The sequence below is a fragment of the Psychrobacter sp. A3 genome, from assembly GCF_028823565.1.
Lineage (GTDB): Bacteria > Pseudomonadota > Gammaproteobacteria > Pseudomonadales > Moraxellaceae > Psychrobacter > Psychrobacter celer.
The window spans coordinates 1-18,185 of the sequence record NZ_JAPEHS010000051.1 but is presented as its reverse complement, the minus strand read 5'-3'; the positions used below and the strand labels follow the sequence as shown (position 1 = coordinate 18,185).

The following is an 18,185-nucleotide window of genomic DNA, read 5'->3' as shown; positions in this document are numbered from 1 at the left end:
TGCTGAGTAAATGATAATTTTTATAGTTAGAATTAACTCCCGAAAAGAAGTCAAAACCAACTTTATTTTTTAGCATTCTATATCAGCAAAAATCCACACAAGTTGTTCTTTAGTTGTGCTTTTAAATAGTGTCTCTTCACTGTCGTCCAGTTAAAGAGTTATATAACTAACAACTAAGCAATGTGCTTATCGTTATTAGCGAGCCGACTATCATATCATAACGATTTGGTTTGTCAAGCTTTTTTATCTAATTTGTTTCTCAAGGTTCGCTGCGTTGTTACCATGTAATCTACTCTAGTAATGCTTAGCTCGTCCTGATGAGGTGCGTATTATAGACGCTTTATTTGGTAAGTCAAGAACTAATTTGGTTTATTTTAAATTAGTTGGTTAGACTTGGAGTTTAAGAGTTTAAAATGATAAATCATTCTTTAAATGAACCACTCTTTAATCCGCCTTCCCTTTCGACTGGGTGGCATTATACGCGTATTTAGATGGGGGTCAAGGAGGAACTGATAAATAATTCGCACTCTTTAATTATATCTCCGATGACTCCTCCTAACTAATTGTTATTACTATTAATATCTATTCATCATTATTTTTGTTTATCTCAGTCTATATCCTTGGGCTTAGCACCGTGCTTAAAGACATAAAAAGGGGATCTACCTATCGGTAAATCCCTAGATACAAATAGATACAAAGCCTAAAGGCAGCTTTAACTTTTTGCTTTTGCTCTAATCGTCGTAAAAATGCCCGATAACGCATAAAGAATGCCAATGGCTAAAATACCAACAGGAATGTCATAGAGGACGATGCTCATGATCAACACTCCAATGATAAGTACCACAAATGGGACTTTCTTTTTGTCAAACTCTTTAAAGCTATAGTATTTGACATTGCTGACCATCAGCAGACCACAGATAACAACCCACACCGCAAACAAGAGCATAATAGCGGTATCATACTGTCCGACCCACTCATTATGATCGACCGCGACCATGACAGCAGACGTGACCAATATAGCCGCCAGTGGACTGGCCAAACCGACAAAGTATTTTTTATCAACTTCGCCTATCTGTACGTTAAACCTCGCTAGACGAAAAGCGGCGCAAGCGGTAAAAACAAAAGCACAGCCAATACCAATGCGGCCTAGCGGCTGCAACGCAAAACTATATACTAAAATCGCAGGCGCAACCCCAAAGGCCAGCATATCTGCTAAAGAGTCATACTGCTCGCCAAAGGGGCTCTGCGCATTGAGCATGCGTGCGACGCGGCCATCAGCCCCATCTAAAATCGCCGACAAAAATATAGCTAGTGAGGCTTTGTAAAACGATCCTTGGGTACTGGCCAAAATCGAATAAAAGCCAGACAACAACGACAAGGTGGTAATCAAATTGGGTGCCAAATAGACACCGCGGCTGACCACCGGCTGACCCTCTGTAACTTCTGTCTCAATCACCTCAAACGTTAAGCCATCGTAATTATCATTATCCGCCATGCGAATATTGAACTCATGCTCGTCAACAAAAGGCGGCTGAGTTGCGGCATTATCATTTAAACTATGGTGAGATGGTTGCTCAGTCGTCATAACGGTATCCTTATTCGCCAACTAGCCAGCGGACATTGGTGGCACTATCAGGTGTCAGCTCTGGCGCATCAGCTACTTTTAGAGCAGGCTGCAAAAAGCGCAATATCTCACGGGCATGACTATCAAATTGCCATGGCGGATTGATGACGAGCAAACCTGTGCCATTGAGACCCACGGCGACATCATTTGGATAGATATTTAGCTCACAGACCAGCTGACGTCTCATCTCGGTACGCTTGAGTTTTTTGTAAAACAGCTCAACGGCTTCGATGTTTTTGATCGGGAACCACAGTGCATATGTGCCTTGTGGCCATTTATTATAGGCGGCGACGAGTAAGTTGATAAGACGCGTAAAGTCTTTATGCTCTTGCTCATAAGGAGGATCAAGAAAAATAAGACCGCGGCGCTCGGCTGGCGGAATCACAGCGGTGACGCCTTCAAACGCATCACGATGATGAATACCAATGGGCAGTTTGTACAATTGGTAGTTGAGCGCATCATACTCGCTGGCTTTGGCCTCAAACGCTTCGCCGCGTACGCCAGTGTCTGGGTTTTTTTCGATATGATGGGCGATCCACCATGGCGAACCTGGGTAGACTTTATTATCATAAGTGGCTTTGGCTTGCTTGATGCCTGCTAGATAGTCTTTGACAGCCGCTGGGGCTTGTGACATCTTGGTGTCATCGAGCTTTAACAATGCTTTGATGCCGCCCTCGGCTTCACCAGTTTTGCGCGCTTCTTCACTGCTGAGTGAATAAAGACCGCGACCACCGTAAGCGTCGAGCGTATAAAAGGGTTTATTTTTTTGACTCAGCTGATTCAGCAGCTGCACCAATAAAATGTGTTTTACCACATCAGCAAAGTTACCAGCGTGATAAGCGTGTTTATAGTTCATAATCTCAAAAGTTTAAAGTAAGAAAAATTGCATCTATGGTAGCATAGGCAGCGTAAAAGATAATGTGGTTTTGGTAAATGCTCTTAATAAAAGGGCTTTGAATGCCAGCTGATTAATAATAACGAGGTGAGATGACTAAGATTATTAGCAACCTAAATGTGACAAAGCTGGTGGTCGATCATCCGATAGGACAGGACAATCCTCCGTTACTATCTCCAGACAGTCATAACGATGACCAAGACGCGCTTACCCAGCAGGTACTGCAACTGTCTGATTTTGCAGTCAGCTGGGAAGATAGGCTGACGGATAAGCAGCTTGATACATTTGTCACTGATGGCTGGCTCACTATTGATAATGTATTTAATAAGACCGCATTACTTACGCTACAGGCTGAAAGTGGTTTTATTGACTATCGTGATGCAGCGCTAACCGCTGGCATTCGTATCAGTGATATCCGCGGTGATAGAATACGCTGGATCACCGAGAACTTCTTTGCAGGCTACTATTATCTGCAAAGTATCAACGCGCTGGCCGCTCTGTTTAATCGTAGCTTATTCGCGGGTATTCGTCATAGTGAGGCGCATTATGCCTGCTATCCGGCAGGCTTTGGTTATCAATGGCACAGCGACAATCCTGCGGGCCGCGACGAGCGTGTTATCTCAGCGGTTTTTTATCTCAATGATGATTGGGGAGTGACTGACGGCGGTGCGCTAGAAGTCATTGATAAACATGGCACGCACCATGAAGTGATGCCTGTTGCCAATCGCCTAGTCATATTTGATAGCGATCTGCAACATCAAGTACAAATCGCTCATCGGCAACGCTACTCTATCGCAACATGGATGCGCCGAGATGGTTTGGTGCCGTTTGTTGAAGATAGTATGTAAAAGGTATAGATCTATCATAAGCCGCTACGGCTTGTACCATGGCTGAATGTTCAACATACCCTAGTCTTTAATCCAAAATCTTATCCTCTCACTTTATAATAAAAAGGTTTTTTCATGTCTGACGCTCACAATCAAAACATGACTCATCAGCAGCAAACACTGGACTTAAGCATCGCTTTGCTTGAGCGCCCTTCCGTCACTCCAGATGATGATGGCTGCCAAGATATTTTGTCGTCTCGCCTAGCGCAAGCAGGGTTTGACTGCGAGTTTATGTACTATGGTGACAGACAAGCAAAAGGCGAGCATGCGGAAGTCAAAAACCTCTGGGCACGCCGTGGTACAGCCGACCCTGTGATATGTTTTGCTGGCCATACCGACGTCGTACCGACGGGTGACGAAAAAAACTGGACGTATCCGCCATTTGAGCCGACCATCGCGGACGGCTATCTCTGGGCGCGCGGTGCGGCAGATATGAAAACGGGCATTGCAGCCTTTACCATTGCCGCCGAGCGTTTCGTCGCGAGTCACCCTGAGCACAATGGCTCGATTGCCTTTTTAATCACTTCAGATGAAGAAGGCCCCTCTATCAATGGCACGGTGAAAGTCATTGAAACCTTAGAGGCTCGTCAAGAAAAAATTACTTATTGTCTCGTTGGTGAGCCGTCAAGCACTGATACGCTAGGCGATGTCATCAAAAATGGCCGCCGCGGCTCGTTGGGTGCGGTGTTGACGGTCACAGGTAAGCAAGGCCACGTCGCTTACCCGCATCTGGCCTGCAACCCTATCCATGCGGCGATGTCTGCGCTCAGCGAGCTGACATCAACAACTTGGGACAACGGCAATGACTACTTCCCAGCCACCTCATTGCAGATATCAAATATCAATGGTGGTACGGGCGCAACCAACGTCATCCCCGAAACCTTAGAGGTCGTCTTTAACTTTCGCTTCTCGACCGAAACCAGTGAAGAAGAGCTTAAAGCAAAAACGCATGCCATTTTCGATAAGCATTTTGCTGATAGCAAAGCCAGTTATGATATCCAATGGAAATTATCCGGTCAGCCGTTTTTGACCCCTGAAGGCAAGCTGGTTTCAGCCTGTCAAAATGCGATCAAGTCAGTCACAGGTACAGACACGACGCTATCGACATCAGGCGGTACGTCCGATGGACGCTTTATCGCGCCGACTGGTGCGCAAGTGGTCGAGCTTGGTGTTCGTAACGCCACCATTCATCAGGTCGATGAAAAAGTGGAAGTCGATGACTTGGGCAAACTTGCACAGATATACGAAGGGATTTTGGAAAATTTATTATTAGAGTAACTGTGTAGATAAAACCGAAAAGTAAAAAAGCGCCAGTCTTAGATGACTGGCGCTTTTTTATGGGTGGCTTTGGCTCAAAACTCATTTAAGTTGTTAGCTATAGTGAATTCAGTATAAAAACGATACAGTGGGACTGGGATAAATTTTTCGCAGCATCGAGCAGCGTAGGCACAGCACGCAAGGAAAATTTAGACCAGTGCCACCTTGATATATAATGTATCTGTTTTATTTAGGATTGACTATAGTTACGGCTTTATTCAATACCTATATAAAGGTCGACTTGGCCGTACTCTAAATTCCCATCGATATAGTGCTCAAAGTCTACAGCAAACGTTCGGGTATGCTCACAATCTGGCGCATTGAAATATTCCCAAGCACTCTCCCATGCATTCATGACGGTATTAGGCATATGGCCTTCTTCAGAAAATACCAAGTACTTTCCTGCAGGAATGGTGACTTCTACCACATTACTAGTGCTGGCGGTACGCTCACTGTCTGATTGGTCATTCTTCTCACTGGCTGTTTTCCAGCTAGCGACAACATCAAAAGCACCGACCAAATCATCGCTCTCATAGTTATGATAAATACCGTAAATATCTTCGCCTTCAGGCAATTGTCCTGCGTAATTCTGGTAAAACTTCTGCCACAATCTACCAAGCTTGGCAGTGTCGTGGCTAACCTCAGCGTGATTGGTGGTACGAATGCTAATACCCTTACACGCTATCGCTTCAGCTAACTCTTTAATTTGAGACATCATGATGCTGCCTGCCCTGTTGCTCTCTGTTATTGTTATTGGATGTACTGTTAAAGAAGAAAATCACCTTAATCGGCTTCATCGATCCAATTCATCTGAATGGCTTCTAAAATACCTTCGTTTGAGCGCTGCGGATCATCATCAAAGCCTTCAAGCTCAGTCACCCAGCGGTGCAAATCCGTAAAACGAATGTACTGCGGGTCGACCTCTGGAAACTTCTCATAAAGCTCAATGGCGATATCGAGGCTGTCTGTCCATTTTAGTTTTTGCGGGGTCATGGTATCTCCTTAGCGGTTATCATTTAAAAAGTCTTCTTAAGACGTTGATCAGCTAAATTATCAGCCTATTTATTCACCTCTATCCTACCAAACTTCGCTAACTGATTATAGCCAAGTTCTCTATACAAACGGCTTTGATTAATCAGCCTATTTGGCAGACTTTACAGATTTAATCGCTACTTGATGCGCATTCCATGAGTCGATGACGTCATTGGTCTGCTCGCCGAGCATATCCAATACCGCCGGCGCGCACTTACCTTTTTTATCGGTCAAGACAAACTTCGTCATCCCAATACCCATCAGTTGATGTTTGACAAAAAACCGTGTTTCAAAATACACGTATTTTGTATCCCAACCGACAAGCACGCTATTTACTGTCATTTTATTAAGAAATTTAATTTCTTTAAGATAGACCATCTCTTGCATGGCGATAATCCAGCCAAGATTTTTTATTCCCTTTTGATGACAGCAAGTCATCAGCCAGTTGGTGATGTTTAATTCTATAAAAGACAAATAACGATAATTAGGCAGATGATCGCGAAACCCCATATCGTGCGGCAAGACACGGTATTGACGTATTATCGGTGCGGCCAACATCTCGGCGCTCAGACGCTGTTTTACTGACTGTTTATCACGCTGCTGTTTTAGCAAACTAATCATAATAAAAAAACGTATCAACATGTTCATAAATGACTCTCTTAATTCTGATTTTGTATAAAGTCTAACTGAATAGAAAGATGGCTTACCTTAACGCAAAAAAGCCACCTAAGTGACTTTTTTATTTAAGAAAACATACTCAAAACTTATGCTGAAAAGCTGATTTTAGTGATTAATGACCGCCGCCATTGATACTACGTACCATCTCTTCGACCATCTTTTTGGCATCGCCAAAGATCATCATGGTTTTGTCCATATAGAAGAGGCTGTTATCAAGACCTGCATAGCCGGTGCTCATCGAACGCTTGATGACCATCACCGTTTGCGCTTTGTTGGCTTCTAAAATGGGCATACCAAAGATAGGAGATGTCGGATCGTCTTTTGCTGACGGGTTGACGACGTCGTTGGCACCGATGACCAAGACCACATCGGTACTGGCAAAGTCGGAATTGATCTCATCCATCTCTAGGATATCGTCATAAGGCACGTCGGCTTCTGCCAATAGTACGTTCATGTGCCCTGGCATACGACCAGCAACAGGATGAATGGCAAAGCGAACGTTGACACCTTCGTCTTTTAATAGCTCGTACAATTCTTTTACCGCGTTTTGCGCGCGGCCTTGTGCCATACCGTAACCTGGTACGATGACCACATTGCTAGCATTGGACATAAGGAACCCTGCGTCTTCTGCTGAGCCTGATTTGTATGTTTTTGGTGCACCATCATCATCGCCTGCAGCGGCCGCTGACGTGCCCATACCGCCAAATAGAACATTAAGCAATGAACGGTTCATGGCTTTACACATGATATAAGATAAAATCGCACCTGAGGAACCGACGAGCGAACCTGCGATAATAAGCATTGAGTTGCCCAGCGTAAAGCCAATACCTGCTGCCGCCCAACCTGAAAATGAGTTCAGTAGCGACACGACCACTGGCATATCACCGCCGCCGATAGGCGCAATCCACATCCAACCAAAAATCACTGCAATCACTGTCATCGCATAAAACGCAGGCAAGGAATCCGTGACAAAATATACCCCGCCAAACCCAATCATCGCTATAAATAGCAAGGCTTGGACAGGTTTTACCCAGCCGCCAGTGATTGTTTTTGCCCAGCTTTTTGCCGCAAGCTTACCAAAAGCAAAGACAGAGGCAGAAAAAGTAATCGCACCGATAAAGCACCCGATAAATAGCTCAACACGGGCAACCGCGCCATGCTGCTGCTCGGTATGCAGTACCGTGGCCAGCGCAATCGCAACCGCCGCCAGACCGACAAATGAGTGCATCAACGCTACCGTTTCTGGCATTTGCGTCATCGCGACGGTTTTTGCTTTCCACATGCCGACGATGGCACCTAAGATCATCGCACCGATGATTAACCACAGCACAGGGCCTTCTGCTAAGAAAAAGGTGGTGATAACAGCAATTGCCATCGCTGCCATACCAAAGCGGTTGCCACGAATCGCTGTCTTTGGACTCGACAATCCGCGTAACGTTAAAACAAAGAGGATAGCGCCGACTAAATAAAACCAATCTGCATTGGTGGCAATAAATTGGGTTAAATCGCTCATGCATCACCTCCATTTTCAGATGTTGCTACTGGCGCTTTTTTTGCTTTGGGCTTAAACATCGCGAGCATACGTTCAGTCACCGCAAAACCACCAAAGATATTGATACTGGCCAAAAATACCGCAAAAGCACCAAGCAAACTGGTCGGGGTAAACATCGAGCCGTCGATATGGATAGTCTGTAGCATCGCACCGACGATCACGATACTTGATAAGGCGTTGGTCACCGCCATCAATGGCGTATGTAGCGCTGGGGTCACGCCCCAGACGACGTAATACCCAACAAAGATAGCGAGTACAAATACGGTAAAAATCGCGACAAATGGTGTGCTACTCATGGCTGCACCGGCAGGCGCTGCCGCTAAAATGGTGGCAATCATCTTATCCTCCTAAAAATTTATTCGTGTCTGGCAAATGTATGGCGACCAGCAAGGGCTAGCGTTTGGCCAAGCGCACTTGGTTGTCATAGGTCACTGCCAGTGCACCCTGAATCTCATCTTCCATATCTAAGTTCAGTGCCAGTGTGTTTGCTGACGCGTCATCTGTAGCAGCTGGTGCAATTAAGGTGGTGATAAAGTTGACAAGGTTATTGGCATACAAGTCTGAAGACTGCGCCGCAAGCATTGATGGGATATTGGCCGCGCCAACGATACGTACGCCATTGTCTGTAGTGACGGTCTCATTTGGCGCACTGCCCTCGACGTTACCGCCCGTTCCAGCTGCCATATCGATCAGCACCGAGCCGGCTTTCATTTTGGCAAGGGTTGCCTGATGGACTAAGCGCGGCGCTTGACGACCAGGGATTTGTGCTGTGGTAATGACAATATCGGCATTGCTTAATGCTTTGTCGACGACTGCAGCTTGGTCTTTGATATATTGTTCTGATGGCGTCCACGCATAGCCGCCCGTCGCTTTGGCTTTTTGTGCTTCGTCGTCACTCATTGGCACATCCAGCCATTTACCGCCCAGCGACTCCACTTGTTCTTTTGCGGCAGGGCGCAAATCACTCGCTTCTACAACCGCGCCTAGACGCTTTGCCGTTGCAATCGCTTGCAGACCTGCCACGCCTACGCCCAAAATAACCACTTTGGCTGGCTTGACTGTACCCGCAGATGTCATAAACATAGGAAAAGGACGAGAGTATTCGTTAGCCGCGAGCAATACCGCTTTATAACCAGCAAGGTTAGCCTGCGATGACAATACGTCCATGTTTTGCGCACGTGATAATGTGCGCGGTAATAACTCCATTGCAAAGGCCGTAACGCCTTTGGCAGCATACGTGTCTAGCTGAGTGTTGCGATACGGGTCTAGCATACCGACGACGATTTGGCCTGCACTCAAACGCTCTGTCACTTCGGCGGGCAAGTCGTGAATGGTGGTAATAATTTGAGACTGGGCAATCACCTCGGCGCTACTGCTGGCAATGTCTGCTCCTGCCGCCTGATACAGCGCATCAGCATAGTAGGCTGCCTGCCCTGCACCTGACTGGATGACGACCTCAAACCCAAGCTTACGCAGTTTTTTGACCGCGTCTGGGGTTAGCGCGACACGGCTCTCGCTTGCGATATCTGCACTGATTACACCGATTTTCATACCGTCTCCTTACTTACGTCTAATGACTTTATTTACGTCTCAATGACTACCTTTAATACCCTCAACGCACATTTAAAAAGCACAGGGGACAAAAAAACCTTTGGTCGTTGTTGGTTCAAGATTTTGACCAAAGGCTATCAATTTAATAAATGACGACTACATCACCATCATCTCTTTTTATTATAGAGACATCATCCGCCAACTTTCATTGCCTAATGGTGACCAACAAGTAAAATTAAAAGTTAGGCATTTACACCATCTGGATAACTTTTATTGTTATATTAAACACTTTTATTTTTCTACGAAAGCGAACCCCTTGCCGAATATAGCCTACTGGTCATCTTAACTACCTTTCAAATGCTTGCTTTTTTGTCAATTAAGCATCACTCCCCCCTCAATCATGACGTCAAATCACGTTAAAATTGCATATAAGGTATAATCAGAGCACTTGACACCGCGATAGACAGACCATTGATTTCACAGAATAAGGATTAGCCATGTATTTTTTACTCTCTCCTGCCAAGTCTTTAAATGAGACAGACGATATCCCTGTCAACCTAGGCAACTACTATAGTCAGCCTGAGCTGATTGACCACGCACAGGCACTAATGAAAATACTAAAGACAAAAGAGCCGGTTGATTTGCAAGCGCTGATGAGTATCTCGGATGATCTGGCGCAGCTCAATGCGGCGCGCAACCAGCAGTGGCAATGGGATAACGACAAACCTTTTACCACCAAAAATGCCAAACCTGCCGCTTATCTATTTGATGGTGATGTTTATACAGGTCTGGATATGTATGGTATGGACAAGGACACTGCCATCTACGTCAACGAGCACTTAGGTATTTTGTCAGGTCTTTATGGTGTGCTAAAACCGCTCGATTTGATTCAGCCGTATCGCTTAGAGATGGGCACTAAGCTGAAAAATGAGCGTGGTGACAACCTATATGAGTTTTGGGGCGAGGAAGTGACTGATGTTATCAATGCACGCATGGCTGATAGCGAAGACAAGGTATTGATTAATTTAGCGTCTAATGAGTATTTTAAGTCGGTAAAAAAGAAAGCATTAAATGCTAAGGTTATCACGCCCAGATTTGAGGATGAGAAAAATGGCAACTATAAAGTGATTAGCTTTTATGCCAAAAAAGCCCGTGGATTAATGGTGAAATATGCTGCTGACCATAAACTGACCAAGGCTGAGCAGTTAAAGCAGTTTGATTTGGCGGGATATTACTATGTCGATGAGCTGTCTGACGACAAAACGTGGACATTTCGTCGTGATGCGGCAGATGCGTAATCTTTTAGCCAAAACATACTTATCTTGCATAAAAAAACCCCCGATAAGCTCAGCCTATCGGGGGTTTTATTTGGACTAGATTTTACAGGTACGTGATATTATTCATACTTTCAGCGAAAAGCGATTTATCAAGGAATACGAGCGAAAATAGTACCTATTGTACATTGAGCGCGTCTGACAAAGAGAAATCGCTTTGTAGCAGAAGTAGAATTACATCATGCCGCCCATTCCACCCATACCGCCCATTCCACCAGCAGCGCCGCCCATAGCAGCCATTGGGTCATCACCTTCTGGCAGATCAGTAATCATCGCTTCAGTCGTGAGCATGAGGCCTGCAACAGAGGCAGCGTTTTCTAATGCTGAGCGTGATACTTTGGCAGGGTCAAGGATACCCATCTCTAGCATATCGCCATACTCGCCACTCGCAGCGTTATAGCCATAGTTACCGCTACCGCCTTTCACTTCGTTGACGACCACTGACGCTTCTTCGCCTGCGTTGGTGACGATTTGACGAAGTGGTGCTTCCATCGCGCGGCGTAGGATGTTGATACCTGCGTTTTGGTCGTCGTTGTCGCCAGTTAGGTCAGACAAGGCACTCATCGCACGGACTAATGCAACACCGCCACCAGGGACGACACCTTCTTCAACCGCAGCGCGAGTGGCATGTAGCGCATCGTCAACGCGGTCTTTTTTCTCTTTCATTTCTGTTTCAGTCGCTGCGCCGACTTTGATAACGGCTACGCCGCCTGACAGTTTGGCCACACGCTCTTGTAGCTTTTCTTTATCATAGTCAGAGGTAGACTCTGCGATTTGACGGTTGATAGACTCAACACGATTATCGATGTCGGCTTTGTTGCCAGCACCATCGACGATGACGGTGTTTTCTTTACCAACAGTGACTTTTTTCGCAGTACCCAATTGCTCTATAGTCGCAGTCTCAAGGCTCAGACCAATCTCTTCAGAGATGACCGTACCACCAGTGAGCGTTGCGATATCTTCTAGCATGGCTTTACGACGATCACCGAAACCTGGTGCTTTAACAGCACAAGTTTTTAGGCCGCCACGCATGTTGTTGACCACTAGCGTAGCCAATGCTTCGTTTTCTACGTCTTCAGCAATGATTAGCAATGGCTTGCTTTGCTGCATCACTTGCTCAAGCAGTGGCACGATTTCACGGATGTTGCTGATTTTTTTGTCAACTAGCAAGATGTATGGGTTTTCAAATTCAGCTGTTAGGCTGTCTTGCTTGTTGGCAAAGTATGGGCTGATATAACCACGGTCAAACTGCATACCTTCGACCACTTCTAGGGTATCTTCAAAGCTTGAACCTTCTTCAACCGTGATCACGCCTTGCTTACCGACTTTTTCCATCGCTTGCGAGATCAACTCACCGATTTTGGTGTCTGAGTTGGCAGAGATAGAACCTACTTGGGCGATTGCTTTGTGATCATCAGCTGGGGTAGATAGATTATGAATCTCTTTAACCGCTTCGCGTACTGCTTTGTCGATACCGCGCTTGAGATCCATTGGGTTCATGCCAGCAGCGACAGACTTCATGCCTTCTTGCAAGATCGACTGGGCCAATACGGTCGCCGTCGTGGTACCGTCACCAGCGACATCGTTGGTACGGCTCGCGACTTCACGAACCAATTGTGCGCCCATGTTTTCAAATTTGTTTTCAAGCTCAATCTCTTTGGCAACCGAAACACCGTCTTTGGTGATGGTTGGCGCGCCAAAAGACTTGTCGATCACCACATTGCGACCTTTAGGGCCTAGCGTGACTTTTACGGCGTTTGCCAAAACATTGACACCGTCCATCATTTGCGTGCGAGCATCAATACCGAATTTTACATCTTTTGCCATGTTAATTTACTCCATTATTATAAGTATAAAAATACATTTAAATGAGTCAATAGTGTATTGACCAGCTTGACGTTTTAGATGAGCATCATTAAATATAGGTCATTACAGACGCCTATGGTCAAAGATATGCTGAGTACTCAATCATACTCAAAAGGACTAGCCTTCTAGCACACCCAATACATCAGATTCTTTCATAATAAGTAGTTCTTCGCCGTCAACTTTCACGGTTTGACCAGCATATTGACCGAACAAGACTTTGTCACCAGCTTTTACATCTAACGCGCGAATGTCGCCATTGTCACGAATCTGACCATTGCCTGTTGCCAACACTTCACCTTGTGATGGTTTTTCTTGTGCCGAACCAGGTAGCAAGATACCACCAGCAGTCTTTTGCTCTTCTTCTACGCGGCGAACGACGATACGGTCATGTAAAGGACGAATGTTCATCGATATGACTCCAAAAGTTGGTTATAACGTTAAAAGGTTTATTTGAATTAATGGTCTCAAGACCAGTATCTATAATAAATGTGACCAAAAAGTGACATCTCATAGATAAGCTTTGAGCTTGTATCAAAAAGTGGGGGCAGGGGGAGTTTGGTTCAAGTGTAAAAACCAAAAATTTACAAGAATTTTTTATCCTGTTCGTATATTAGGGCGTGTCCTCATTTTAAAAATGGTGACAAAAATGAGATAAATCGCCGTCAAACAAGGAAAATAGCGCAAGTAATATCGAGATATTAGTCAGCTATTTGACACCGTTTGGCCAGATTTAGCCATTTTTAGCCCATTTAGATGGCTATCGATTGAATTGAGGACACGCCCTAGCTATCAGGCAGCCTTATTGGGCAACGTTGTAGGCAGCGCTGTGCTTTACTGGTTTTACAGCAAGTTACGTACAGATAGGGCGACCGCGTGGCTAGCAATATTGACTACAAGAGGCAAACGTCACTTGGGAGTACCTGCCTTGAAAGTGTAATAGAGTATGACCATCATAGTCTCTGAGACCATAATAATAGCAATAAGTTACCACTGCTCAATCAGTGTTAAACAGACAGTGATAAACAGAATGTATTAAGGACTATCCATGAGTTTTATATCTAAATCTAACATTAACAACCCCGCCCGCAGCAAGTCGACAGTATTGTCCGCCTTCACCACAGGCGTGAGCATTGCTGCTATTGGAGCCTTGAGTATGACCGCACCCACCCTCGCTAGCGCCAAAACCGTCCAGCCCTCTAGTGCCAATTATAGCTTTACGGTAGAAGACAAATACAAAGGCACTGCCACCCGTACGCTAGGCAAATCGGGCAATACTTGGAACTATAATGTCAAAGCACGGGTGGCAGGTGTTGCCAATGCGTCGCAAAGCAGTACCTTTACCATCAAAGGCAACAACGTCATTCCGACGCAGGCCAGCACCACTTATAAACTGCTGGGTCTTGGTCGTACGCACAAGCTAAGCTTTAACCCAAGCAGCAAAAAAGTCACCAGTACCTATAAAGGCAAAACCATGACCATGGATATGGCGCAGCAAGCCTTTGATGACTTAAGTCTTGAAGTGCAAATTCGTCAAGATTTACTAAATGGTAAGTTCTCTGGTAACTACTACATGGCCAAAAAAGACAAGGTAGAAAAAACGCCATTTAAAAAATCGGGCAATACCAAAATCACGGTGCCAGCCGGTACCTTTGATACTGTCCGTATTGACCGTATTCATGACGACAATGACCGCTCAACCAGTTTTTGGTTAGCGCCGAGCTTGGATTATTTGCCCATAAAAGTCAGTCAGATTAACGATGGTAAAAAGATGGAGCTAGAGCTGACTAAGGTCAATTAATTTTCAGCTTATCGCTCACTTGACGCTAAGCGAGTCTTAAAAAAAAGCGGTACTCTACATGAGAGTGCCGCTTTTTTTTATCCAATCTTTTTGTGACCTAATATCTTTTATGCCAACAGCAGAGGTAAAAAACCAATCTAGCGAGCGCGCGGCTTCTTGACGACATTATTCATCGACGGCAAGCGTTTTAGTAAAATAAACAGCCAAACATTGATGGCAAACAACAATACAAAATCAAACAGATATACCGCTATTTCCGCCCAGCTGCTGCCATACACGCGCGTAAACAGCACCACGCCACTTGCGCCCAAATATACTAGAGTAAACATACTACCGACCAATAACGCATAAGGCGAGCGCCCGCGCACGATCCATGGCGTCAATATAAAAGCTGGCAAAAGCCATAGTGCTTGCCATGCGATACCGCCCACAATATCAGGGCGACTGGCATTAAACACATTGATCAAGATGGGCAACCCAAGCAGTCTATACACCAACCAAATCAGCCACGTCATCATCAAACGCTGACGCATGGGCGTAATAGGTTTTTGCGGGGTGGCCGCGCGCCCAGACTCTACAGTTGGCGCATTGCTATGGGTGTCGCTATCAGAGCGGTTGGTAGCCATTATAGATACAGATTTCCTCATTCGCAGCAGCGACAGTTGGGGGCTACTGACAGTATAGTAAGAGATAAAAGATAGTAGAAAACAAAAGCCGTTTATCGTTGCCAATTGGCCTGCGCCAATGCGCGAGCACTAATCGCCAAACGCCGACCTTGAGCGATACCGAGCTCGCGCTCATCATCAGAGACTGGCTGGTCATGTAATGCACCGCTCACATGACTGGCACCATAAGGCGTCCCGCCGCGATGCGTCCGATTTAATGCAGGCTCAGCATAAGGCACACCCACGATGACCATCCCGTGATGCATCAATGGTAACATCATCGTCAGCAGTGTGGTCTCTTGGCCACCATGCATAGAGCCTGTCGCTGTAAATACCGAGGCAGGCTTGTTTTGTAGGTTTCCCGCCAGCCAGAGCGTGACCGTGTTGTCCCAAAAGTACTTCATAGGCGCGGCCATATTGCCAAAGTGCGTGGGGCTACCGAGTGCAAGGCCGCTACAGTCTTTGAGATCGTCCATGGTGCAATACAGATCGCCCTCATCAGGAATCGCAGGTTTACTGGCCGTGGTCTCAGGCGCGACGGTCGGCACTGTACGGATGCGCGCTGTCATCCCAGCCTCTTCAATACCTTGAGCGATGGCGTATGCTAATGTCTTTGTCGTGCCATAATTTGAATAATAAAGCACCAAAACGTAAGGGTTGGCCTGACTCATTAACCGTCCTTCCTCATAAAACTATTGATAGTATTATCTATATATCATTATTTATCGATCAATAACGATATCGCCCGCGATAGGCGATGCGATGATGTGCTCATTATGCCCCAGTCATTCACCGACATGCAAACCAGCTGACGACTATTTTACGACCACTTACGCCAGCCACGCCTACGTGATGCCTTATCAAAGAGCTGCTGTGCATTTTGACACAATTAAACGGCAGATGATAACGACGCATCTTTGTTACACTATTGTCTCTCTACTTCCTGCTAAATGGTCACTATGGAAAACTTAAGCAAAAGACTCCCATTTTTACATCAGCGCTGGTTCCAGTTTTTACGGTTTTTGACGCGGCACTTTTTTGAAGACAACTGCCAGCAAAAAGCCGCCTCCCTTACATATACCACCATGCTGTCGATCGTGCCTGTATTGACCGTTTTGCTCATGATATTGTCCTCTGTACCGGCACTGGCATCCGTCAGAGCGCAGATATACGAGGTCATTTATAGCAACTTGTTGCCGCAATCGAGCATGCAAGTCAGTGAGTATATCAATGACTTCGCCGAAAAATCATCCAATCTAACCATCATCGGCGCCATGGTGCTATTTTTTACCACCATCATGACCTTGACCACCATTGAGCGTGCCTTTAATCAAATCTGGCGGGTGGAGAGCCGCTCAGGTGGTATAAAGAGTCTGCTGCGCTATTGGACGATTGTGACCTTGGGGCCTATGGTGCTGGGTACGGCGTTTATCGCTTCAAGCACGGTACAAAGCTTGAGTTTTTTAAATCGCCAAATAGCAGGCTACGGTATTGATTGGGGGTTTTGGGTACAAGTAGTGTCGGTTAGTATCACCATGGCCGGCTTTATAGGGATGTATTGGTTTATTCCCAAAGCCCGTGTGCCCGCAAAAAATGCAGCCATCGCTGGGGTCTTTGTGACGATTATCTTTGAGCTGATGAAGCACCTGTTTGGCACAGTGATGGCAAACTTTACCAGCTACGAGGCCATTTACGGAGCCTTTGCCGCCTTGCCTATCTTTTTGTTATGGATATACCTGTCTTGGAATTTGATTTTGTTAGGCGTTGAGATCAGCTATACCTTGACGATTTTTGAGACCGAAGAAGTCTACCCGCGCCATCCACTGCTCAGCTTACTCGATATGTTAAACCTTGTGTACACCCATCATCTAAAAGGCGAAGCGGTCAGTGAGCAAGCCCTGCGCAATGTGTTGGGCCGCAAAGAGCTACCCAAATGGTACACCTATATCAACTACCTCCAAGACAGCAACCTCATCACCATGACCGAAGATGAGGACTATGTACTCAAAAAAGACTTGAGCAAGATGACATTGTGGGATTTTTATCGCACTCTGCCCTATCCTTTGCCGATCAAAGACGAGCTCGATGAGATAAGAGTAGAAGACCAAAAACCTTGGCTCAGCCTCCTAGTGGATCGATTTGAGCATACGGAAGCCTATGCCAAGCAGCAGCTAGACTTGCCGTTGAATGTTATCTTTACCAACGCCGAACCGCGCAAAAACCCTGATGAAAAAGGCACGAATAAAAACACCCAACACTCTTTATTTAAAAAACCTGAATTTAGAAAAACATCGCAAGCCGCTCCTACAAGCTTAGCTCGACAGTTAACTGATACAACAGCGACCTCGCACTTTGATCCAGCCGCTTATGACAAGGACAGTGAGGTTGAGTGTGATGCACATGATAATGAAATCATCATTCCTATAGACCCAAAAACGCCGTCTCCACAAACCAGCAGATGGGGACACAAAACCACAATCATCACCGAAGCGGACAACCCTAAACACGGCTTTAATAATAAAAATTAGTTTGCTAAAATAGATAAAAGAAAACTAATTGGAAACACGAAAACAAATGTAGTACAGTTTATTAATATAGCTGTTATATTCCCAGCAACACATTTGTTGGGGTATTCTTTTGACACATAGCACAGCATTTCCATTAAAAACCATAAGTATCGGCATCATCTCTATAATGCTATCTGCATGCGGTGACGGTAATGATGACAACACACAACCTGCACCATCTGATAAGCCGCCTGTAGTGGTTCCACCTAATACAAGTGAGCCACTGACACCGCTGGAGCCAAGCACGCCAATCAAACCTAGCGAACCATTAACGCCGCTGGAGCCAAGTACGCCGATCAAACCTAGCGAACCATTAACGCCACTTGAGCCAAGCACGCCAATCAAACCTAGCGAACCATTAACACCGCTGGAGCCAAGTACGCCGATCAAATATCCAGAACCACAAAAAGACCGTGCTG

17 protein-coding genes and 1 pseudogene are annotated in these 18,185 nt (G+C 45.7%); 6 read left to right on the top strand and 12 right to left on the bottom strand.

The annotated features are described in order from the left end of the window. Positions 1 to 712 precede the first annotated feature (712 nt). Complete coding sequence (gene pssA, locus NK638_RS08330; RefSeq protein WP_274632640.1) at positions 713 to 1,495, bottom strand: CDP-diacylglycerol--serine O-phosphatidyltransferase; 783 nt, start codon at positions 1,493 to 1,495, stop codon at positions 713 to 715. Positions 1,496 to 1,595: 100 nt separating this feature from the next. Beyond that, complete coding sequence (locus tag NK638_RS08325) at positions 1,596 to 2,480, bottom strand: 23S rRNA (adenine(2030)-N(6))-methyltransferase RlmJ (RefSeq protein ID WP_274632638.1); 885 nt, start codon at positions 2,478 to 2,480, stop codon at positions 1,596 to 1,598. A 131-nt stretch (positions 2,481 to 2,611) separates the two neighbouring features. Here NK638_RS08325 and NK638_RS08320 point away from each other — a divergent pair, with 131 nt between their 5' ends. Next, on the top strand, positions 2,612 to 3,367 hold the full coding sequence (locus NK638_RS08320) for a 2OG-Fe(II) oxygenase (protein ID WP_274632637.1): 756 nt from the start codon (positions 2,612 to 2,614) through the stop codon (positions 3,365 to 3,367). Positions 3,368 to 3,481: 114 nt separating this feature from the next. Then, positions 3,482 to 4,684, top strand: coding sequence for a succinyl-diaminopimelate desuccinylase (dapE, locus tag NK638_RS08315; protein ID WP_446739825.1), 1,203 nt, complete (start codon positions 3,482 to 3,484; stop codon positions 4,682 to 4,684). A gap of 253 nt (positions 4,685 to 4,937) precedes the next feature. Here dapE and NK638_RS08310 read toward each other — a convergent pair whose 3' ends face one another. The 6 genes from NK638_RS08310 to NK638_RS08285 form a co-directional block, all read right to left on the bottom strand. Continuing rightward, positions 4,938 to 5,441, bottom strand: coding sequence for a GyrI-like domain-containing protein (locus tag NK638_RS08310; protein ID WP_274632636.1), 504 nt, complete (start codon positions 5,439 to 5,441; stop codon positions 4,938 to 4,940). A gap of 65 nt (positions 5,442 to 5,506) precedes the next feature. Next, entirely contained in the window at positions 5,507 to 5,716 is a 210-nt protein-coding gene (gene iscX, locus NK638_RS08305; RefSeq protein WP_071003236.1) for a Fe-S cluster assembly protein IscX, read from the bottom strand. Positions 5,717 to 5,863: 147 nt separating this feature from the next. Further along, the gene (locus tag NK638_RS08300; protein ID WP_274632635.1) at positions 5,864 to 6,403 is read right to left on the bottom strand and encodes an acyl-CoA thioesterase; all 540 of its coding nucleotides are present in this window, start codon (positions 6,401 to 6,403) and stop codon (positions 5,864 to 5,866) included. Positions 6,404 to 6,545: 142 nt separating this feature from the next. Beyond that, the gene (locus tag NK638_RS08295; RefSeq protein ID WP_274632634.1) at positions 6,546 to 7,946 is read right to left on the bottom strand and encodes an NAD(P)(+) transhydrogenase (Re/Si-specific) subunit beta; all 1,401 of its coding nucleotides are present in this window, start codon (positions 7,944 to 7,946) and stop codon (positions 6,546 to 6,548) included. Then, the gene (locus tag NK638_RS08290) at positions 7,943 to 8,281 is read right to left on the bottom strand and encodes a proton-translocating transhydrogenase family protein (protein WP_201584915.1); all 339 of its coding nucleotides are present in this window, start codon (positions 8,279 to 8,281) and stop codon (positions 7,943 to 7,945) included. Before NK638_RS08290 ends, NK638_RS08295 begins: the two co-directional genes overlap by 4 nt. A 97-nt stretch (positions 8,282 to 8,378) precedes the next feature. Then, the gene (locus NK638_RS08285) at positions 8,379 to 9,536 is read right to left on the bottom strand and encodes an NAD(P) transhydrogenase subunit alpha (RefSeq protein ID WP_274632633.1); all 1,158 of its coding nucleotides are present in this window, start codon (positions 9,534 to 9,536) and stop codon (positions 8,379 to 8,381) included. 497 nt (positions 9,537 to 10,033) lie between these two features. On the opposite strand from NK638_RS08285, the gene yaaA reads away from it, so the two are divergent. Beyond that, positions 10,034 to 10,834 (top strand): peroxide stress protein YaaA, encoded by an 801-nt coding sequence (gene yaaA / locus NK638_RS08280; protein ID WP_274632632.1) that lies wholly within the window; start codon positions 10,034 to 10,036, stop codon positions 10,832 to 10,834. A gap of 210 nt (positions 10,835 to 11,044) precedes the next feature. On the opposite strand, the gene groL is transcribed toward yaaA, so the two are convergent. Together groL and NK638_RS08270 are read right to left on the bottom strand one after the other, a co-directional pair. Beyond that, a complete protein-coding gene (groL, locus tag NK638_RS08275; protein ID WP_201584895.1) occupies positions 11,045 to 12,697 on the bottom strand; it encodes a chaperonin GroEL in 1,653 nt (550 codons plus the stop codon). A 156-nt stretch (positions 12,698 to 12,853) separates the two neighbouring features. Further along, positions 12,854 to 13,144, bottom strand: coding sequence for a co-chaperone GroES (locus NK638_RS08270; RefSeq protein WP_075102316.1), 291 nt, complete (start codon positions 13,142 to 13,144; stop codon positions 12,854 to 12,856). Between the two features lie 637 nt (positions 13,145 to 13,781). On the opposite strand from NK638_RS08270, the gene NK638_RS08265 reads away from it, so the two are divergent. Next, on the top strand, positions 13,782 to 14,534 hold the full coding sequence (locus NK638_RS08265) for a DUF3108 domain-containing protein (RefSeq protein ID WP_274632631.1): 753 nt from the start codon (positions 13,782 to 13,784) through the stop codon (positions 14,532 to 14,534). 137 nt (positions 14,535 to 14,671) lie between these two features. On the opposite strand, the gene NK638_RS08260 is transcribed toward NK638_RS08265, so the two are convergent. Both NK638_RS08260 and wrbA read right to left on the bottom strand, forming a co-directional pair. After that, positions 14,672 to 15,160 carry a hypothetical protein gene (locus tag NK638_RS08260; RefSeq protein ID WP_274632630.1) on the bottom strand — a complete coding sequence of 163 codons (489 nt, stop codon included), beginning with the start codon at positions 15,158 to 15,160 and terminating at the stop codon, positions 14,672 to 14,674. Between the two features lie 92 nt (positions 15,161 to 15,252). After that, complete coding sequence (gene wrbA / locus NK638_RS08255; protein WP_274632629.1) at positions 15,253 to 15,870, bottom strand: NAD(P)H:quinone oxidoreductase; 618 nt, start codon at positions 15,868 to 15,870, stop codon at positions 15,253 to 15,255. Between the two features lie 288 nt (positions 15,871 to 16,158). Here wrbA and NK638_RS08250 point away from each other — a divergent pair, with 288 nt between their 5' ends. Then, positions 16,159 to 17,727, top strand: coding sequence for a YihY/virulence factor BrkB family protein (locus NK638_RS08250; protein WP_274632628.1), 1,569 nt, complete (start codon positions 16,159 to 16,161; stop codon positions 17,725 to 17,727). Between the two features lie 109 nt (positions 17,728 to 17,836). After that, positions 17,837 to 18,185: pseudogene (locus NK638_RS08245) on the top strand (hypothetical protein); the annotation flags it as partial.